This window comes from Aeromicrobium phoceense, from assembly GCF_013868155.1.
In the GTDB taxonomy this organism is placed as follows: domain Bacteria; phylum Actinomycetota; class Actinomycetes; order Propionibacteriales; family Nocardioidaceae; genus Aeromicrobium; species Aeromicrobium phoceense.
This window is the reverse complement of record NZ_JACEOG010000001.1, coordinates 691256-710470: the sequence shown is the minus strand read 5'-3', so window position 1 is coordinate 710470 and position 19215 is coordinate 691256. Positions and strand designations below refer to the sequence as shown.

The window sequence follows — 19215 nt, the reverse complement described above, 5'->3', positions numbered from 1 at the left end:
CGGGGAATCGGTCAGAGGCCGACGGACTCGTAGATGTCGTCGAGCTCGTCGAGGTAGGCGCCCTCGTCCTCGCCGGCGCGCTGGTAGGCCTCCATCGCCTTGGCCTGGACCTGCTCGGCGACCTTCTCGTAGCGGGCGTTCCACTTCTCGGCGTCGATCTGCCAGTAGCCGCACGTGTAGAAGGAGGCCTGCGGCCAGCCGAGGTCGCGGCGCAGCAGCTTGCGGGCGGCACGGCCGGCGCGGGCCTCGCCCGCGAGCCAGACGTAGCGACCCGTCGGATCGGCGGGCAGGTCACGCGCGCGCAGCGCGGCCTCGAGGGCGTCGGGGATGTCGTGGTCGTTCTCGACGACCTGCCACTGCACCGTCACGTCGGCGGTCGAGGGCAGCGGCACCTCGTCGGACCCGTCCTTGACCACCACGTGCACGTCGGCCCGGACGCCGGGCGCGAGGCCGCGCAGGATCCGCGCGAGCGCCGGGACGCCGGTCAGGTCGCACACGAACACCTGCTGGGTGGCGTCGGCCGGCGGGCGGTAGAGGCCGTGCGGCTCGAGCAGGCCGACGCGGTCGCCGGGCTCGCACGTGCGCGCCCAGTCGGACCCGACCCCGTGGTCGTGCAGGGCGACGTCGACGTCCACGCGGACCCGGCCCTCGACGATGCGGTGGTCGGAGATCGTGTAGACCCGCGGCACCAGCTCCTCGGCGCCCTCGGGGTAGGTGACCGACCAGTCCTCGCCGATCTCGGGCAGGACGACCGGGGCGTCGGGGCGCGGCGGCAGCAGCAGGCGCACGTACTCGTCCGGGATGCCGGTGGACTGCCACTCGTCGATGTCCCCGAGGGTGATCGAGACGAGGTGCGGGGTCAGGACGCGACGACCGAGGACGGTCGCGACAAAGGTCTTCACTGGGATCCTCCGATGCTCGGCCGCCGGGCGGCCCGGCCCGGATCGGCCTCCAGGCACGTCCGGGGTACTGCGTTAGGCCAGCCTAACAAACATCGTTGGATAGCCTCGAGCCGTGACCCTGCACGTACGGACCATCGAAGCCGAACAGCACCTGGCGTTCGTCGCCTCGCGCGGTTCGGCGAGTTTCCTGCAGACCCCCGCGTGGGCGGCGGTGAAGTCCGAGTGGCGGGGCGAGTCGATCGGCTGGTTCCGCGGCGACGAGCTCGTCGGCGCCGGTCTCGTGCTGTACCGGCAGGTGCCGAAGCTGAAGCGCTACCTGGCCTACCTGCCCGAGGGCCCCGTGCTCGACTGGAGCCGCGACGTGCCCGAGGCGCTCGACGCGATGAGCGCCCACCTCAAGGCCAACGGGGCATTCGGCATCCGCATGGGACCGGCCCTGGTGACCCGTCGCTGGGAGGCCGCCACCCTCAAGGCCGCCCTCGCCGACGACGTCCTGAGCCGGCTCGGCGACGTCCCGGCCGACCACACCGACGACACGGCGCTCGCCGTGGCCCAGCAGCTCCGTTCGCTCGGGTGGCGCGAGCAGGCGGCCGAGGGCGGCTTCTCCGCCGGCCAGCCCAAGTACAACTTCCAGGTGCCGCTCGCCGGTCGCACCGAGGACGACGTCCTGGCCGGCATGAACCAGCTCTGGCGCCGCAACATCCGCAAGGCCGCCAAGCAGGGCGTCGAGGTCACCGTGGGCACCCGCGACGACCTCGCCGAGTTCCACCGCGTCTACGTCGAGACCGCGGAGCGCGACCACTTCACGCCGCGGCCGCTCTCGTACTTCCAGACCATGTGGGACGCGATGACGGCCGAGGATCCGCAACGACTGCGCCTCTACCTGGCCCGCCACGAGGGCGACCTCGTCGCCGCCACCACGCTCGTGCAGGTCGGCACCCACGCCTGGTACTCCTACGGCGCCTCCACCACCGCGAAGCGCGAGGTCCGCGGCTCGAACGCGGTGCAGTGGCAGATGATGCGCGACGCGATCGCCGGAGGTGCCGAGGTCTACGACCTGCGCGGCATCACCGACACCCTCGACACCGACGACTCCCACGTGGGCCTGCTGCAGTTCAAGGTCGGCACCGGTGGCGAGGCCGTGGAGTACCTCGGCGAGTGGGACCTGCCGCTGAACCGCCCGCTGTACGCCGCGTTCACGGCCTACATGAAGCGCCGCGGCTGACCGTCGCCGCCAACCGACCGGGACCCGGCCGACGGCGGTTGCTCGGGTCAGGTCGGGAATGATGGGGCCATGTCGTTCGACCTCGAGATCCGTGCCGCCGACTGGCGTGCCCACCTGGCCACGACCCACGCCGCGCTGCCGGGCCTGGTCCCGGTGATCAAGGGGAACGGCTACGGGCTCGGCCGCCAGCGGCTCGCCCGCGAGGCCGGCGCGCTGGGACTCGAGACCATCGCCGCCGGCACCTACGAGGAGGCCGACGAGCTGCTCGGCGCCTTCACCGGCGACGTGCAGGTGCTGACGCCGTGGCGCCCCTTCTCCCGCCGCGTCGCCGATGCGCGCGTGGTGCACACGCTCGGACGCCTCGAGGACATCCCGGCGCTCGCCGCCCAGCTGCCCGGCGCCCGCGTCCTGGTCGAGATCGAGACCTCCATGGCGCGCCACGGCTTCGACCGGCACCGCCTCACCGAGGCCGCCCGCGCCATCGCGGAGGCTGGACTCGTGGTGGAGGGCTTTGCGATGCACCTGCCGATGACCGGTGGGAACCTCGACGAGGCCCGGATGTGGTGCGCGGTCCTGGCGACCTCAGCGCTGGAGACGACCACGGTGTTCTGCTCCCACCTGACCGGTCCCCAGCTCGAGCAGCTGCGCACCGAGCGACCGCAGCTGACCATTCGACCGCGCGTGGGCACGAGCCTGTGGCTCGGACGGCTCGACGCGTTCAGCGTCCGCGCCACCGTGATGGACGTGCACACCATCCAGCGAGGCGAGCGGATCGGCTACCGCCAGGGACGCGTCCCCCGCGCCGGCCACGTGCTGGTGATCGCCGGCGGCACGAGCCACGGCATCGGGCTCGAGGCTCCGCGGGCGGTGACCGGCGTCGCCGGTCGCAGCAAGGCCGCGGCCAAGGGCGGTCTGGCCGCCGCGGGCCTGGCCCTGTCGCCGTTCACGATCGACGGGAAGCTGCGCTGGTTCGTCGAGCCGCCCCACATGCAGGCCAGCATGGTGCTGCTGCCCGAGGGCGCGACCGTCCCGGCCGTGGGCGACACCGTGCCGGCCCAGGTGCGCTACACGATCGCCAGCTTCGACACGATCCGCGAGGCCTGAGCCGAGCGGGACTCAGTCCCGTCCGCCTCCACCGCCGCCGCCGGCGCCCCCGCCGCCCCCGGGCGTGGGGACGGTCGGCGGCGGCTCGGACGACGGGGGCGGGGTCGTGGGAGCCGGCGTCGTCGGAGCCGGCGTGGTCGGCGCGGGCGTCGTCGGCTTCGGAGCCGGCTGGGTCGGCCGCTTCGTGGGCTCGGTCTTCTTCTTCTCCGGCTCCTTCTTCGGCACCGGGTTGGAGATGGCCGTGCCCTTGTCGGCCTTGATGTTCGCGCGCGGCGGGAAGGAGCCGCACTCGGAGCCCTCGAGCGCGCTGTTCATGAACGCGCCGAAGGTCTGCGCCGGGTAGGTGCCACCGAAGAACGGGTTGAGGTAGCCCTCGAGCTCCTCGTTGCCCTTGCCGCGGTTGTACATGACCGCCGTGGCCAGCTTCGGGGTGGCGCCCACGAACCACGAGGACGAGACGCGCTCGTTGTCGCCGTCGCCGTCGGTGGCGGTGGCCGTGCCCGTCTTGCCCGCGGTGGGGCAGAAGGTGGCGGCCTGCCGGCCCGATCCGCTGCGCACGACGGTCTGCATCGCGGCCAGCGTGTCGGCCGCGACGTCCTCGTCGATGGCCTGCGTCGTGGCGACGTTGTGCTTGAACACGCGGGCGCCGTTGCGGTCGTTCACGCGCTCGATGACGTACCAGTCGGCGCGCTTGCCCTCGGCCGCGATCGTGGCGTAGGCGTTGGCCATGTCGATCGGCGCCACGGGGGCGTAGCCGAGCGAGACGCCGATGACCGGATCGATCCGCTCGAGCGTGGACTCGGGCAGGCCGGCCTCGCCGGCCGCCTCGATGATCTTCTCCTCGCCGTCCTTCATCTGGTCGGTGAGGTCGACGAACGCGGTGTTGACCGAGAACTCGGTCGCGCGCTCGAGGTTGATCCGTCCGTAGGACCGGCCTCCGGAGTCGCCCTGGTTCTGGATCTCGGCGTCACCGATCCTCAGGGGCGCGTTGCCGTTGAGGCTCGTCTGGAGGCTGTAGCCGTTCTCGAGCGCCGCGATGACCGCGAAGACCTTGAACGTCGAGCCCGGCTGCGTGCCGAGCGTGGCCCAGTTCAGCTGGTTCTTGAGGTAGTCGGGACCGCCGTACATCGAGCGGACCGCGCCCGTGCCGGGCTCCACCGAGACGAGCGCCGTGTTCAGCTCGTCGAGGCCCTCCGGCCGCACCTCCTTGACGGCGTCGACCGCGTCGGCCTGCTTGTCCTTGTCGATCGTGGTGACGACGCGCAGGCCGCCACCCTCGATCTCGGAGTCGAGGAAGCCCTCGGCCGCCATCTGCTTGCGGACCAGGTCCAGCACGTGACCCTTCGGGCCCTCGAAGCGCTGGTTGGCGCGCTGCTTCTTGAACTTGGGGAACTTGCCCTTGTGGGCGGCGGCCTGCTCGGCCGTGATGGAGCCCTGCTTGACCATGCCGTCGAGCACGTAGTTGTAGCGCGGCAGGACGCGGTCCTTCGCGCCCTCGGCGTAGGGGTCGAAGTACGAGGGGTTGTTGATCACGGTGGCCAGGAAGGCGGCCTGGCCGACGTTGAGCTTGGCGGCGGGCTTGCCGAAGTACGTGCGCGAGGCCACCTCGACGCCGTAGGAGCCGTTGCCGTAGTAGATCGTGTTGAGGTAGCCCTCGAGGATCTCGGACTTCGTCAGCTGGTTGTGGATCTTGACCGAGAGGATCGCCTCCTTCGCCTTGCGCGTGTAGGAGCGGTCCTGGTTCAGGTAGAGGATCTTGACGTACTGCTGCGTGATGGTCGAGCCGCCGCCGGTGATCTGGCCGCTCGTCGCGTTGTTGCGGGCGGCGCGGACGATGCCGCGGACGTCGATGCCGCGGTTCTCCCAGAACGTGCGGTCCTCGGCGGCCACGACGGCGTCGCGCATGACCTCGGGGATCTCCTCGTACTCGAGGCTCTCGCGGTTCTGCGTGGCGAAGCTGCCGAGCTTGGTCTTGCCGTCGGAGTAGTAGACGTTCGTGGTCTCGGTCTGGAAGTCCGCGTTGGGGTCGGGGATCTTCACGGTCGCGTAGAGGATCGCGAACAACAGCGCCCCGGCGATGAAGCCCAGGACGGCGAGGAAGAGCATCCACCGCAGCACGCGGACGGGCCACGAGCCGTTCCCACCGATGCCGCGGGCGAACCTCGAGAGGCGGCCCTGCTTGTTCTTCGTGCGAGTTTTCGCCACGAATCGTTCCTTCCGGACGACGAGTACCAACGCAACAGTCTGACGGAAGTTCCTGAGAAACCCATGACCGGCGGGGTCGGGGTCTCGATTTTCCGCTGACTCGATGTATCGTACCGATATAGCCGTTCGTGGCATCGAACGGAAGTCACGGTGGGGGGAGGCGACGATGGCACGACGTGGAGCAGCACTGGAGCTGGCCGTACTCGGACTGCTCGCCGACTCCCCGATGCACGGGTACGAGCTGCGCAAGCACGTCAACGGCCTGCTCGGCTGGACGCGGCTGCTGTCCTACGGCACCCTCTACCCCTGCCTCAAGCAGCTGACCCGTGGCGGGTTCATCGCCGCCGACACCGAGACGTCGCCGCGCGGCAAGCGCCCGCGCATCGTCTACCGGCTCACCGCCGAGGGCAAGGAGTACTTCACCTCCCTGCTCGAGGACGGTGGCCCCTCGGCCTGGGACGACGAGAACTTCGGGGTGCGGTTCGCACTGTTCGCCCGCACCAGTTCCCCCACCCGGGTGCGCATCCTCGAGGGACGCCGGTCCCGTCTCGAGGAGCGCCTCGACAACGTCCGCACGGCTGCGGCCCACCGCCGCGAACGCATGGACGCCTACACCCGCGAGCTCCAGCGCCACGGCCTCGAGTCAGTGGAGCGCGAGATCAACTGGTTGACCGAGTTGATCGACCGTGAACGCGCCGACGCGTTCACGGAGCAGGAAGAAACCAGTACGACAGACAAGGAAAAGTGAGGTCTCCATGAGTTCGGAGAACAAGGTCCGCGTGGCCATCGTCGGCGTTGGAAACTGCGCCACGTCCCTGATCCAGGGCGTCGAGTACTACAAGGACGCCGACCCCGAGGGCAACGTCCCCGGGCTCATGCACGTCAAGTTCGGCCCGTACCACGTCAACGACGTGGAGTTCGTCGCCGCGTTCGACGTGGACGCCAAGAAGGTCGGCTTCGACCTCGCCGAGGCCACGCAGGCCAGCGAGAACAACACCATCAAGATCACCGACGTCCCGCCGCTCGGCGTGACGGTCCAGCGTGGTCCGACGCTCGACGGCCTGGGCAAGTACTACCTCGAGACCATCGAGCAGTCCGATGCCGAGCCGGTCGACGTCGTGCAGGTCCTCAAGGACACGCAGGCCGACGTGCTCGTCTCCTACCTGCCCGTGGGCTCGGAGGAGGCCGACAAGTTCTACGCGCAGTGCGCCATCGACGCGAAGGTCGCGTTCGTCAACGCCCTGCCCGTGTTCATCGCGTCGGATCCCGAGTGGGCCAAGAAGTTCGAGGACGCCGGCGTCCCGATCATCGGCGACGACATCAAGAGCCAGGTCGGCGCCACGATCACGCACCGCGTCATGGCGAAGCTGTTCGAGGACCGGGGCGTCGCCCTGGACCGCACGTACCAGCTGAACGTCGGCGGCAACATGGACTTCAAGAACATGCTCGAGCGTGATCGCCTGGAGTCCAAGAAGGTCTCCAAGACCCAGGCCGTGACCTCGAACCTGCACGGCTCGCTGGCCGGCAAGGTCGACGACAAGAACGTCCACATCGGCCCGTCGGACTACGTGGCGTGGCTCGACGACCGCAAGTGGGCCTACGTGCGCCTCGAGGGTCGCGCGTTCGGCGATGCGCCCATCAACCTGGAGTACAAGCTCGAGGTCTGGGACTCGCCGAACTCGGCCGGCATCATCATCGACGCCATCCGCGCGGCGAAGATCGCCAAGGACCGTGGCGTCTCGGGCGCCCTGCTCTCGGCTTCGTCCTACCTGATGAAGTCGCCGCCGGAGCAGCGTCCCGACGACGAGGGCCGCGAGCGCCTCGAGGCCTTCATCGCGGGCACCGAGGAGCGCTGAGCTCCAGCACCACCTGTGAGACGCACCGGATCCTTCGGGACCCGGTGCGTCTCGCCGTTTCGGGGCCCTACGATCCGAGGGTGACGACCTACCTGTCCTTCCTGCTGTTCGCGACGCTGCTGGCGGTCGCCCCGGGGCCGGACACGTTCCTGACCCTGCGCGCCTCGGTGCTCGGCGGCCGGCGGCGCGGGCTGTTCACCGCGGCCGGCATCACGCTGGCGTGCGCGGCGCAGGGCATCCTCGCCGCGTCGGGCCTGGGCGCCGTGATCGCACACGCCGAGCCCGCCTTCCAGGCGATCCGCTGGGCGGGAGTCGCCTACCTGACCTGGCTCGGCATCACCGCGCTGCGCTCGGCGCTGCACCGCGACGGCGGGGCCTGGGCCGTGGGCCCGGGCATGGCGACGGTCAGCCGGCGTGCCGCCTTCCGCCAGGGCTTCGTCTGCAACATCACCAACCCGAAGGTGCTGGCGTTCAACCTCGCCGTGCTGCCGCAGTTCGTCTCGCCCGGCCAGGGCCTGCCGGCACTCCTCGCCTACGCGCTGACGCTGGTGGCGGTGGGTGCTGTCGTGCTGCTCGTCGTCATCGAGGTGGCGCACGCCGCCGCGACGAGACTGGTGCGACCCGCCTTCCGTCGCACGGTCGACGGCACCACCGGAGCCGTGATGCTCGGCTTCGCCACCGCGCTCGCCGTCGAGTCCTGACCCGGCCGGCGCGAGGTCAGTGCTTGGCGCGGCCGCCGACGATCCGCTTGACCCCGTTGACCAGGAGCACCACGACGGCGCCGATCAGCAGGCCCAGCAGGGCGGACGCGGCCGTGTTGGCCACCCACTCGAAGGCGCCGTCGGCGAAGGGCATGATGTCGGCGATCCAGTGCTCGAGGTCGTGCACCCAGCCGTAGATCGTGTGCCAGCCGAGGTCGTCGGTGCCCACGAGGATGATGTGCCCGCCGACCCAGAGCATCGCCGCGATGCCGATGATCGCCAGCGCCGACAGCACCTTCGGCATCGCCACCACCAGCAGGCGACCCACCCGCTGGGCCAGCTTCGACGGGCGCCCCGCGAGGCCCAGGCCCACGTCGTCCATGCGCACGATCAGCGCCACCACGCCGTAGACGAGGGCGGTGATGCCCAGGGCCACGATCGCCAGGATCACCGCGCGCGAGATCAGTGACTCGTCGGCCACCTCGTTGAGGGAGATGACCATGATCTCGGTAGAGAGGATGAAGTCGGTGCGGATCGCGCCGGAGACGACCTGCTTCTCCGCCTCGGGGCCCTGCGCGGTGCTGGGCTCCTCCTTCTTCTCCTCGTGCGGGTTCAGGACGTGCCAGATCTTCTCGGCACCCTCGAAGCACAGGTAGGTGCCGCCGAGCATCAGCAGCGGGGTGAGCACCCAGGGCAGGAACTCGCTCAGCACCAGGAGTCCGGGCAGGATGAACAGCATCTTGTTGCGCAGGGAGCCCTTGGCGATCCGCCCGATGATGCTCAGCTCGCGCTTGGGGTCGACGCCGTGCACGTAGCGCGGCGTGACGGCGGCATCGTCGACGACCACGCCGGCCGCCTTCGCGCTCGCCTTGCCGGCCGCAGCCGCGACGTCGTCGACGGATGCCGCCGCGAGTCGGGCGAGTGCTGCCACGTCGTCGAGCAGGGCGACAAGTCCTCCAGCCATGCGCTCAGGGTACGGCCGATCACCGAGTGCCACGAACGGACGGTCGTGTCCGGTGTGCGCGGCCGCCACGGCCCGTCGAGGGCTAGGGTTCTGGTCATGGCTCTGGGCTTCGGCATCGACATCGGCGGCACGGGAACGAAGGGGGCACCGGTCGACCTCGACTCGGGCAGCCTCGTGGGCGAGCGGTTCCGCATCCCCACACCCCAGCCCGCCACTCCCCGAGCCGTGGCCGAGGTCGCGAAGCAGATCGTCGACAACTTCCCCGACGCGGCCGACGTGCCGCAGATCGGCGTGGCCATCCCCGCGGTCGTGCAGCACGGCGTGGCCCGGTCGGCGGCGAACATCGACCCCACCTGGATCGACACCGACGTGGACGCCCTCTTCACCGAGGTCCTCGGCCGCCGCGTCCACGTGGTGAACGACGCCGATGCCGCCGGTGTGGCGGAGAACGACCACGGCGCCGCCCGCGAGGAGGACGGCCTCGTCTGCGTCATCACTCTGGGCACCGGGATCGGCTCGGCCCTCATCAACGCCGGCACGCTGGTGCCCAACACCGAGTTCGGCCACCTCGAGGTGGCGGGTCACCCCAACGCGGAGAAGTGGTGCGCCACGAGCGCCCGCGAGCGCGAGGACCTCACGTGGGAGGACTGGGCCGACCGCCTGCAGGTGTACTTCAGCCACCTCGAGCGGATCCTGTCGCCCGACCTCTTCGTCGTCGGCGGCGGCGTGAGCAAGAACAGCGAGAAGTTCCTGCCGCTGCTGGACCTGCGCACGCCCATCGTGCCGGCCGAGCACCGCAACAACGCCGGGATCATCGGCGCGGCCGCCCTCGGCGCCCGCGGCTGAACCGCTCGGTCGAGCGGTCTCACACCGCGGCGAGCAGGGCGCGCACGGCGCGCTCCATCACCTCACGGCAGTGGGGGGCGGGGTAGCCGTGGTCGTCGAACATCAGTGACCAGGCGTTCCAGCTCGTGGCGACCGTGATCGCGTCCACGAGCTGCGTGGGGTCGTCGGCCTTCGCGAGCTCGGTCGCGAACGCGTTCTCGATGTCGGAGCGCACTCGCCCGATGTGACCGCGCCGGCTGGCCTGCAGGGCCGGGGAGACCGGCTCGCCCAGCACGGCCGCGCGGGCGGCGGGCGCGATGTTGACCAGGCGCCGCTCGCGCTCGGCGCAGAACCGGCTGATCCGATCCTCCAGCGGGGCGCCCGGGTCGATCACCGTTCTTAGCTGGTCGTCGAGGCGGAACCAGTAGTCCACGGTGGCGCCCAGCAGGCTCTCCATGTCGTGGAAGTTCGACCACAGCGTGCGGCGCGAGACGCCCGCACGCTCGGAGATCAGCGCTGCCGTCGGCTTGAGGACACCTTCGCGCAGGAGATCGGCGTGCGCCTGGAGGATGAGGGCCCGCGTGCGCTCGCTGCGCTGCATCCGACCGTCGGTCTGCCGGTATTCCATTGATCCCACCGCTCCATCGTGGCGGAGAGGAGTACCCCGCAGACTTTCGACACACCGAGTGTAGATATATAGTGACTTGACTCACAACGTATGTGAGGATTGCGTCACCTTCAGTTGAGGGGGCTGCCAACAATTCAGAGGGAGTGAAGGTTTGCTGACGGTCAAGAACCTGGAAGTCGTCTACAACGACGTCATCCTGGTCCTGCGCGGCGTGAGCCTGTCGGTTCCGGAAGGCCAGATCGTGGCCCTCCTGGGAGCCAACGGCGCCGGCAAGACGACTCTGCTGCGCGCCCTCTCGGGCCTGCTCGACATCCACGACGGCGAGATCACCAAGGGTGAGGTCCGGCTGCGCGACACCCCGATCCACACGGCCGACGCGCCGAAGATCGTGGCCGCGGGCCTGGGTCAGGTCCTCGAGGGCCGACGCGTGTTCAGCGAGTTCACGGTCGAGGAGAACCTGCGCGTCGGCGGCCACACGCGCCGCGGCAACCTCTCGGAGGGCATCGAGGAGGTCTACGAGCTCTTCCCCGTACTGAAGGAGCGCCGCAAGAAGACCGCGGGCTACCTCTCCGGCGGCGAGCAGCAGATGCTCGCGATGGGCCGCGCGCTGGTCGCCCAGCCCGAGATCCTGCTCCTCGACGAGCCGAGCCTGGGCCTCGCCCCGCGCATCGTCGCGCAGATCAAGGACATCGTCGTCCAGATCAACGAGCGCGGCACCACGGTGCTGCTGGTCGAGCAGAACGCCACGATGGCGCTCTCGATCGCGCAGCACGGCTACGTCATGGAGCACGGGAAGATCGTGATGGACAAGCCGGCCGCCGAGCTCCTCGACGACGAGGACATCCGCGACTTCTACCTCGGCCGCGGCGACATGGCCACCAGCTACCGCGACGTGAAGCACTACAAGCGCAGGAAGCGCTGGCTCTCGTGAGCTCCGCGTCCCCCCATCTCCATTCTCTTTCCACACCGTCCCGTCCCGGAGGGTCCCTTGTCTGAACCTGTCGTGAGTGTCCGAGGCGTCGAGTTGTCGTTCAGCGGGGTCAAGGCCCTGCAGGGCGTCGACTTCGATGTCTTCGACAACGAGCTCTTCGCGGTGATCGGCCCGAACGGCGCCGGCAAGACCTCGATCTTCAACGTCCTGTCCGGCGTCTACCGGCCGCAGCAGGGCACGGTCGACTTCGCCGGCACCGACATCCGCGGCATGCGTCCGCACAAGATCGCGAACCTCGGCATGGCTCGCACGTTCCAGAACATCGAGCTGTTCGAGAACCTCGACGTCGTCGACAACCTCATGCTCGGCCGCCACGCGCACGTCGGCTACGGCTGGCCCTCCGCGGTGGCTTGGCTCGGCAAGGCCAAGCACGCCGAGGTCCGCAACCGGCGCCGCGTCGAGGAGATCATCGACTTCCTCGAGATCGAGGGCTACCGCCAGCTGCCCGTCGGGATGCTGCCCTACGGCATCCAGAAGCGCATCGAGCTCGGCCGCGCCCTCGCGATGGAGCCGAAGCTGCTGCTGCTCGACGAGCCGGTCGCCGGCATGAACGGCGAGGAGACCGAGGACATGGCCCGGTTCATCCTCGACATCCGCAACGAGCTGCACATCCCGATGATCCTCGTCGAGCACGACATGGGACTCGTGATGGACCTGGCCGACCGGGTCATGGCGATGGACTTCGGCAAGCCGGTGGCCACCGGCACGCCGCACGAGGTGCAGTCGCACCCCGACGTCATCCGCGCCTACCTCGGCCCGGTCGACGACGCCACGCTGGCCGAGGTGCAGGGGGAGCTCGCATGAACACCACCGCAACGAACACCCTGGCGCGTCGCATCCGCACCCGCGCCGAGGAGACGCCCGACCGCATCGCGATGCGCGAGAAGAACTACGGCCTCTGGGAAGAGGTCACCTGGGCCGACTACTGGGACCGCTCCGAGCTCGTGGGCCACGCCCTGCTCGCGCTCGGCGTCGGGATCGGCGACCGCGTCGCCGTGCACAGCGAGAACCGGTGCGAGTGGCTGTGGTCCGACGTCGGCATCACCGCCGTCCGCGCCGGCACCGTGGGTCTCTACCCGACCAACCCCGCGCCCGAGGTGCTGCACGTCCTGCGCGATTCCGGTGCCTGCGTCCTCATCGCGGAGGACCAGGAGCAGATCGACAAGTACCTCGAGATCGCGGACGAGCTGCCCGACCTGCGCACCGTGGTCTACATCGACCCGCGCGGCATCGAGGGTCGCTACGACGACCCGCGCCTCATGTCGTGGGACGACTTCCTCGCTCTCGGTGAGCAGCACCGCACCGACCACCCCGGTGCCGTCACCGAGCGAGTCGAGGCCGCCGAGCCCGGCGACCTCGCGACGCTCGTCTACACCTCCGGCACCACCGGCCCGCCGAAGGGCGCGATGCTGTCGATCTCGAACATCGAGTTCGTCATCGAGACGCTCCAGAGCGGCGGCGCGTTCGTCGACCCACCGGCCAGCGACCGCGACCTCGTCGTCTCCTACCTGCCGCTGTGCCACGTGGCCGAGCGCGTGTTCACCACGTGGTTCAACGCCGCCGTCGGCTCGCAGGTGAACTTCGCCGAGTCGATCGAGACGGTCCAGCAGGCCCTGCGCGAGGTGCAGCCCACGCTGCTGTTCGGCGTGCCCCGCATCTGGGAGAAGATCGCCGCCGGCGTGCACATCCGGATGAGCGGTGCCTCCTGGCTCAAGCGCAAGAACTTCGACTTCTGGATGAAGCGGGCGGCCTGGATCGGGCGCACGCTCGTGGAGAACCAGGGCAACCACACCGCGGCCACCAAGGCGGTCTACGCGATCGGCTGGGTCTGCCTCTACCGCCCCCTGCGCGAGCGCCTCGGCCTGGCCAAGGTCCGCTACGCCGCGTCGGGTGCCGCCCCGATCGCCCCGGAGGTGCTGGAGTTCTTCATGGGCATCGGCATCCCCATGCACGAGGTCTACGGCATGACCGAGAACTCCGCGATCGCCACGGCGAACATGGCCGGACGCGTCAAGGTCGGCACCGTCGGCGAGCCCCAGGTGGGCGCCGAGATCCGGATCGACGACGAGACCGGCGAGATCCTCACCCGTCACGCCGGCACGTTCGCGGGCTACTGGAACAACCCCGAGGCGACGGCGAAGACGGTCGACGCCGACGGCTGGCTGCACACCGGAGACGTCGGCGAGTGGGTCGACGGCACGCACATCAAGATCACCGATCGGATCAAGGACATCATCATCACGGCAGGCGGCAAGAACATCAGCCCCAGCGAGATCGAGAACAGCCTCAAGTCGTCCCCGTACATCAAGGAGGCGATCGTCATCGGCGACCGTCGCAAGTACCTGACGGCGCTGATCGGCATCGAGCTCGACACGGTGGGCAACTGGGCCCAGGCGCGCAAGCTCGGGTTCACCACCTACCGCGACCTCTCCGAGAAGCCCGAGGTGATCGAGCTGGTGCAGTCGGTCGTCGACGAGACCAACCGCAAGTTCGCCAGCGTGGAGACGATCAAGCGCTTCGCGATGCTGCCGAAGGAGCTCGATCACGAGGAGGGCGAGCTGACCGCCACCCAGAAGATCAAGCGCTCGGCCATCAACGAGCGGTTCGCCGAGGCCATCGAGGGCCTCTACTCCGACACCGACCGCGCTGCCCACGAGGTGAAGGCATGAACGAGCGACAGCGAGTGAACATTGAATCGCTCATGCCGGCACCTACCTACCGTGCCCTTTCCCAGGAGGTGACGGCATGACGACGTTCTTCCAGTCCTTGCTCAGCGGCTTGGCGCAAGGGTCGATCTATGCCCTGCTGGCCCTGGGCTACGTGATGATCTACAAGGCCACGCACGTGATCAGCTTCGCCCAACCGGCGCTGATGGTGTGCGGCGGACTCTTCGCCTACCACGCCACCAGCGAGTGGGGCCTGGGCTTCTGGCCCGCCCTGATCGTCGCGATCATCCTCGGCGCCCTGCTGGGCATGCTCGTCGAGCGCCTCGCGCTGCGACCGATGGTGGGCAAGCCGGTGTTCACGCTCGCGATCATCACGATCGGCGTCGACATCGTGCTGCGCATCTTCGCGAACCGGTACATGGGTCCGGACCCGCGCTCGGTGCCCTACCCCGGCGGCAGTGAGCGCTACGAGTTCTGGGGACTGTCGATCTCGCACCAGCGCGTCGGCCTGATGGCGGTCACCGCGGTGACGGTCATCGCCCTGGCGCTGTTCTTCCGCTACGCCAAGACCGGCCTGGCGATGCGTGCCACCGCACTGAGCCAGGAGACGGCGCTCGCGCAGGGCATCCGCGTCGGTGCGATCTTCGCGCTGGCCTGGGCGATCGCGGGAGGGTTGGCGGCCATCGCCGGCACCTTCGTCGCCGCCACGGGCGCCGGCCTCGAGCAGAACACCTGGATCATCGCGCTCAAGGCGCTGCCGGCCATCATCATCGGCGGCCTCGACAGCATCCCGGGCGCCGTCATCGGCGGCCTCGCCGTGGGCGTGGTCGAGTCGCTCACCGCGGTGTACCAGCCCGACGTGGCCCCCTGGCTGGGCAACAACTTCGCGCTCGTCGCGCCCTACGCACTGATGTTCGTGGTGTTGCTGGTCAAACCCTATGGACTCTTCGGCACGAAGGAGGTGGAGCGGGTATGAGCACCGTGCTGCGCTCAGCGCCCTCGAAGCAGGCCCGGAAGTCCACCGGCCTGCGCGGCCGCCCGCTGCTGCGGACGAGCTACGACCAGGACCTCACCCTGGCCAACACCCCCGCCAAGCGGCGCGGTGTCATCGGGATCGTCATCGCCTCGTTCCTGGTGCCGTTCCTGCTCACCGACGACCTGCTGCAGGTGCTCACGCTCGGCATGATCTCCGCCGTCGGCGCGATCGGGCTGAACCTGGTCACCGGCTACGCCGGCCAGGTCTCCCTGGGCCACGCCTTCTTCATCGGCGTCGGCGCCTACACCGGAGCGGTGCTGGGTGGAGATCCTGACAGCGCCGTGCTCGGCTACGGCCTGCCGATGTGGATCTGGCTGCCGGCCGGCGGCATCGTCGCCGCGCTCGCCGGACTGCTGGTCGGGCCGCTCGCGGTGCGGCTGCGCGGCCTCTACCTCGCGATCGTCACGCTCGGCCTGGTGTTCCTGGGTGACCACATCTTCCGTGAGGCCCGGAACATCACCGGCGGACCCGGCGTCGGCCGCCGCGGTGCCGAGCTGGAGCTGTTCGGCATCGACTTCTCGGCGATGGAGCCCATCGCCGGGGTCTCCCGCGGGCAGGCCCAGTTCTTCCTCGCGCTGGTGTTCCTCATCATCTTCGCGATCCTCGGCCGCAACATCGCCCGCTCGGGCGTGGGCCGCGCGTTCGGCGCCGTGCGCGACCGCGACGTGGCCGCCGCCGTGATCGGCGTCGACCTGACGAAGTACAAGATGATGGCGTTCGCGATGTCGTCGTTCTTCGCCGGCGTCACCGGAGCGCTGTACTACGCCGTGATCGGCGTCTTCGAGCCCGGAGCGTTCAGCCTCCTGCTGTCGATCCAGTACCTCGCCATGGTGCTGATCGGCGGCGTCGCCACCATCAGCGGATCGATCATGGGCGCACTCTTCATCGCCCTGCTGCCGCGGATCAGCCAGTTCATCGCGCACTACGTGCCGGGCGAGCTGCTGACCGTGTTCCAGCTCGAGGCGATCCTCTACGGCCTGTTGATCATGGGCTTCCTGATCTTCGAGCCGCGCGGACTCTTCGGGATATGGACCCGGATCCGCAACTACTGGAAGGGCTGGCCCTTCTCCTACTAGACCCCGGCCGCGAGGCCGTGGCGGTGCAACCGCACCGTCGAACCACCCAGGAGGAAAAAGATGAAGCAACACCGACAGTGGGCCCGCGTGGTCGCCGGTGCGGCGGTGGCGGCCCTCGTGCTGGCAGGCTGCCGTGGCGGAGGCGACGAGGACAGCGCCTCAGGACCTGGCATCACCGAGGAGGCCTGTCCCGAGGCAGTGAACGAGGACAACGGCTGCATCTACCTGGGTGCGATCTCCGACCTCACCAAGGGCCCGTTCGCTCCGCTGGCCGTTCCGATCACCGAGGCCCAGAAGGCCTTCTGGAACAAGGTCAACCAGGACGGCGGCGTGGGCGGCTACGACGTCAACATCGACAAGTACGTCGCTGACGCCGAGTACAATCCGGAGATCCACAACAAGAAGTACCAGGAGATGCGCAACGACATCCTGGCGCTGGGTCAGACGCTGGGCTCCTCGCAGACCCTGGCGATCCTGGAGGACATGAAGTCCGACAACGTCGTCGGCGTGCCGGCCTCGTGGAACTCCGCGTGGGACTTCGAGGACCAGATCCTCCAGTCGGGCGCGAACTACTGCTTCGAGGCCATGAACGGCGTCGACTGGGCCGTGAAGAACCGTGGCGTCAAGGGCAAGGTGCTCGCGATCCACTACCCGAACGACTACGGCGGAGACGCGGCGGCGGGCGTCGAGGCGGCGGCCGAGGCCAACAACCTCGACTTCAAGGCCATCGAGACCGCGACCGGCCAGGACAACCAGGCCGGCGCCGTCGCGGCGGTGCTGAAGGAGAAGCCCGACCTGATCTACGTCACCACCGGTCCGGCCGAGATGGCCACGATCCTCGGTGGCGCGGCTGCGCAGGGGTGGAAGGGCACCGTCGTGGGGTCCAGCCCCACGTGGAACCCGGCCCTGCTGCAGACCGAGGCCGCTCCGGCGCTCGAGGCGATGTACTTCCAGGCGGCTCCGTGGGGCCCGTGGGGCACCGAGTCGGACGGTCACGCGGCCATGCGTGACGCGCTCGCCGACGTGGACTCGCCGAGCGACGGCTACACCTCCGGCTGGGTGTGGGAGTACCCGCTGCTCGCCGCGCTCAAGGCTGCGGCCGACATGGACGGCGGCATCACCCGCGAGAACGTGGTGAAGGCCTCGACCGAGCTGGACAGCGTCGACTACGAGGGCATGCTGCCCGACGAGGCGTTCAACCAGACCGGTGAGCCGAACGACGTGGCCTGGCGCCAAAGCGTCATCGGCGGGGTCGACAAGGAGGCGCCGACCGGCGTCTCGATCGTCCAGGAGATGTCGGCCGGTCCGACGGCCGAGGGCTACGACTACACCGAGCCCTGCTTCGCCCTGCAGGGCTGACGCACGACACGTGAGGGGGCCGGCCCGGTGGGCCGGCCCCCTTTCTCGTGCCCTGACGGTGCGAAGTCTCCCCGGTCAGGAGGGGACATGACGGGTGACCTCGATCGTGCGGTCCAGCGACAGGTCGGCGAGGAACGCCGCGTCGTGGCTGACCACCAGGAGGGCCCCGCGGTAGGAGTCGAGCACCTCGGTCAGGTGCGCGATGCTCGCGAGGTCGAGGTTGTTGGTGGGCTCGTCGAGGACGAGCAGCTGCGGTGCCGGGGTCGCCAGCAGCAGGCTGGCCAGGGTGGCGCGCCACCGCTCGCCGCCCGACAGCGTGGACGTCACCTGGTCCACGGCGTTCCCGCGGAACAGGAAGCGCGCCAGCTGGGCCCGCACCGAGCCCGGGTCGGCCTCGGGCGCCGCGTCCCGCACGTTCTCCAGCACCGTCCGCTCCGGGTCGAGCAGGTCGACGCCCTGCGGCAGGTACCGCCACGGCACGTGGACCACCGACTTTCCGGCCCTCGGCTCCTGCAGCCCGAGCAGCGCGCGCAGCAGCGAGGACTTCCCCGCACCGTTGCGCCCCACGAGCGCGATCCGCTCGGGCCCCCGCAGGTCGAGGTCGAAGGGGTGCGACGTCCCGAACGCGGGGATCACGCCCTCCGATCGCAGCACCTCACGACGGGCCGGGACCTCCGTGTCGGGCAGGTCCACCCGGATCCGGCGGTCGTCACGCAGGCGCTCCTGCGCCGTCGCCAGGGCGGTTCGCGACGCGTCGAGCCGGCCCTCGTGCATCCCCCGCAGCCGGCCCGACGTCACCTCCGCCTTGCGCTGGTAGGCGCCCGCGACGATCTTCGGCAGGCTGTCGGCGTTCGCCCGGCCCTTGCGGTCGCGTCTCGCCTGTTTCACCTGCTGGTCCATCAGGTCCTGGTGCTGGCGCCTGACGTCGGCCTTCGCCGCGGAGACCGACCTCAGCGCCGCCTCCTGCTCCGCCTCGATCGCGGCCGCGTAGTCGCTGAACGGGCCGCCGAACCAGCGCACGGCCCCGGCGCGGACCTCGCCGATGTGCTCGACGCGCTCGAGCAGGCTCCGATCGTGGCTGACGACCACGAGGACGCCGGAGAACTCGTCCACGATCCGGGTGAGCCGTGCGCGGGCGTCAGCGTCCAGGTCGTTGGTGGGCTCGTCGAGCAGCAGGATCGCGGGATCCGCGATCATCAGGCCCGCGAGCCGCAGCAGGGTCGCCTCGCCGCCCGACACCGCCGAGACGGGTCGTTCGGGCCCGAGACCGGCGAGGCCCACCTGCCCGAGCCACCGCTCGATGCGATCGGGCAGGTCCCAGCCGTCGCCGACGAGGTCGTAGTCGGCCGGGTCGACCGAGCCGCCCTCGATGCGCGCGAGCGCGGCGAGCGCGGGTGCGACACCCAGGACGTCGGCCACCGTCGCGCCGGCGGAGGCGCGGGTCTGGGGGAGGTAGGCGCGGCGGCCACTCGCGTCGACCGAGCCCGAGGTGGGCTCGAGCTCGCCGGCCAGCAGACGCAGCAGCGTGGACTTGCCGCTCCCGTTGTCGCCGACCAGTCCGTGGCGGCCGGGGCCGAGGCCGAAGGTGAGGTCGTCGAGGATCGTGCGCCCCTCGGGCAGCACGAACGAGGCATGGGAAAGAGAGAGGAAGGATGACATGGAGATCTCCGGGTCGCG

17 protein-coding genes are annotated in these 19215 nt (G+C 69.7%); 12 read left to right on the top strand and 5 right to left on the bottom strand.

The features are described 5' to 3' along the window. Positions 1-11: 11 nt before the first annotated feature. Entirely contained in the window at positions 12-902 is an 891-nt protein-coding gene (locus H1W00_RS16975) for an SIP domain-containing protein (protein ID WP_181753605.1), read from the bottom strand. A 112-nt stretch (positions 903-1014) separates the two neighbouring features. On the opposite strand from H1W00_RS16975, the gene H1W00_RS03425 reads away from it, so the two are divergent. After that, complete coding sequence (locus H1W00_RS03425) at positions 1015-2127, top strand: peptidoglycan bridge formation glycyltransferase FemA/FemB family protein (protein ID WP_181753603.1); 1113 nt, start codon at positions 1015-1017, stop codon at positions 2125-2127. 69 nt (positions 2128-2196) lie between these two features. After that, the gene (locus H1W00_RS03420; protein ID WP_181753601.1) at positions 2197-3231 is read left to right on the top strand and encodes an alanine racemase; all 1035 of its coding nucleotides are present in this window, start codon (positions 2197-2199) and stop codon (positions 3229-3231) included. A gap of 12 nt (positions 3232-3243) precedes the next feature. Here the strand turns inward: H1W00_RS03420 and H1W00_RS03415 are convergent, their stop codons facing one another. Continuing rightward, on the bottom strand, positions 3244-5436 hold the full coding sequence (locus H1W00_RS03415; RefSeq protein WP_181753599.1) for a transglycosylase domain-containing protein: 2193 nt from the start codon (positions 5434-5436) through the stop codon (positions 3244-3246). 166 nt (positions 5437-5602) lie between these two features. Between H1W00_RS03415 and H1W00_RS03410 the strand changes: the two genes are divergently transcribed. From H1W00_RS03410 to H1W00_RS03400, 3 genes are all read left to right on the top strand, one after another. Further along, positions 5603-6184, top strand: coding sequence for a PadR family transcriptional regulator (locus tag H1W00_RS03410; RefSeq protein WP_181753597.1), 582 nt, complete (start codon positions 5603-5605; stop codon positions 6182-6184). A gap of 7 nt (positions 6185-6191) precedes the next feature. Then, positions 6192-7292: an inositol-3-phosphate synthase gene (locus H1W00_RS03405; RefSeq protein WP_181753595.1), complete on the top strand. Its 1101-nt coding sequence runs from the start codon at positions 6192-6194 to the stop codon at positions 7290-7292. Between the two features lie 80 nt (positions 7293-7372). Continuing rightward, positions 7373-7993 (top strand): LysE family translocator, encoded by a 621-nt coding sequence (locus H1W00_RS03400; protein ID WP_181753593.1) that lies wholly within the window; start codon positions 7373-7375, stop codon positions 7991-7993. 16 nt (positions 7994-8009) lie between these two features. On the opposite strand, the gene H1W00_RS03395 is transcribed toward H1W00_RS03400, so the two are convergent. Further along, entirely contained in the window at positions 8010-8957 is a 948-nt protein-coding gene (locus H1W00_RS03395; RefSeq protein ID WP_181753591.1) for a DUF808 domain-containing protein, read from the bottom strand. Between the two features lie 96 nt (positions 8958-9053). On the opposite strand from H1W00_RS03395, the gene ppgK reads away from it, so the two are divergent. After that, positions 9054-9803, top strand: coding sequence for a polyphosphate--glucose phosphotransferase (gene ppgK / locus H1W00_RS03390; RefSeq protein ID WP_181753589.1), 750 nt, complete (start codon positions 9054-9056; stop codon positions 9801-9803). 19 nt (positions 9804-9822) lie between these two features. On the opposite strand, the gene H1W00_RS03385 is transcribed toward ppgK, so the two are convergent. Continuing rightward, positions 9823-10419 (bottom strand): TetR/AcrR family transcriptional regulator, encoded by a 597-nt coding sequence (locus H1W00_RS03385; RefSeq protein ID WP_181753587.1) that lies wholly within the window; start codon positions 10417-10419, stop codon positions 9823-9825. Between the two features lie 142 nt (positions 10420-10561). Here H1W00_RS03385 and H1W00_RS03380 point away from each other — a divergent pair, with 142 nt between their 5' ends. From H1W00_RS03380 to H1W00_RS03355, 6 genes are all read left to right on the top strand, one after another. Further along, positions 10562-11341: an ABC transporter ATP-binding protein gene (locus tag H1W00_RS03380; protein ID WP_078699638.1), complete on the top strand. Its 780-nt coding sequence runs from the start codon at positions 10562-10564 to the stop codon at positions 11339-11341. A gap of 72 nt (positions 11342-11413) precedes the next feature. Next, the gene (locus H1W00_RS03375; RefSeq protein ID WP_231949000.1) at positions 11414-12205 is read left to right on the top strand and encodes an ABC transporter ATP-binding protein; all 792 of its coding nucleotides are present in this window, start codon (positions 11414-11416) and stop codon (positions 12203-12205) included. Further along, positions 12202-14070, top strand: coding sequence for an AMP-dependent synthetase/ligase (locus H1W00_RS03370; protein WP_181753585.1), 1869 nt, complete (start codon positions 12202-12204; stop codon positions 14068-14070). Before H1W00_RS03375 ends, H1W00_RS03370 begins: the two co-directional genes overlap by 4 nt. A gap of 76 nt (positions 14071-14146) precedes the next feature. After that, complete coding sequence (locus H1W00_RS03365; RefSeq protein WP_078699635.1) at positions 14147-15043, top strand: branched-chain amino acid ABC transporter permease; 897 nt, start codon at positions 14147-14149, stop codon at positions 15041-15043. Continuing rightward, complete coding sequence (locus H1W00_RS03360; protein ID WP_181753583.1) at positions 15040-16179, top strand: branched-chain amino acid ABC transporter permease; 1140 nt, start codon at positions 15040-15042, stop codon at positions 16177-16179. The genes H1W00_RS03365 and H1W00_RS03360 overlap by 4 nt, the downstream gene beginning before the upstream one ends. Positions 16180-16239: 60 nt before the next feature. After that, complete coding sequence (locus H1W00_RS03355; protein ID WP_181753582.1) at positions 16240-17538, top strand: ABC transporter substrate-binding protein; 1299 nt, start codon at positions 16240-16242, stop codon at positions 17536-17538. Between the two features lie 75 nt (positions 17539-17613). Here H1W00_RS03355 and H1W00_RS03350 read toward each other — a convergent pair whose 3' ends face one another. Beyond that, the gene (locus tag H1W00_RS03350) at positions 17614-19197 is read right to left on the bottom strand and encodes an ABC-F family ATP-binding cassette domain-containing protein (protein WP_181753580.1); all 1584 of its coding nucleotides are present in this window, start codon (positions 19195-19197) and stop codon (positions 17614-17616) included. Between the last annotated feature and the right edge of the window lie 18 nt (positions 19198-19215).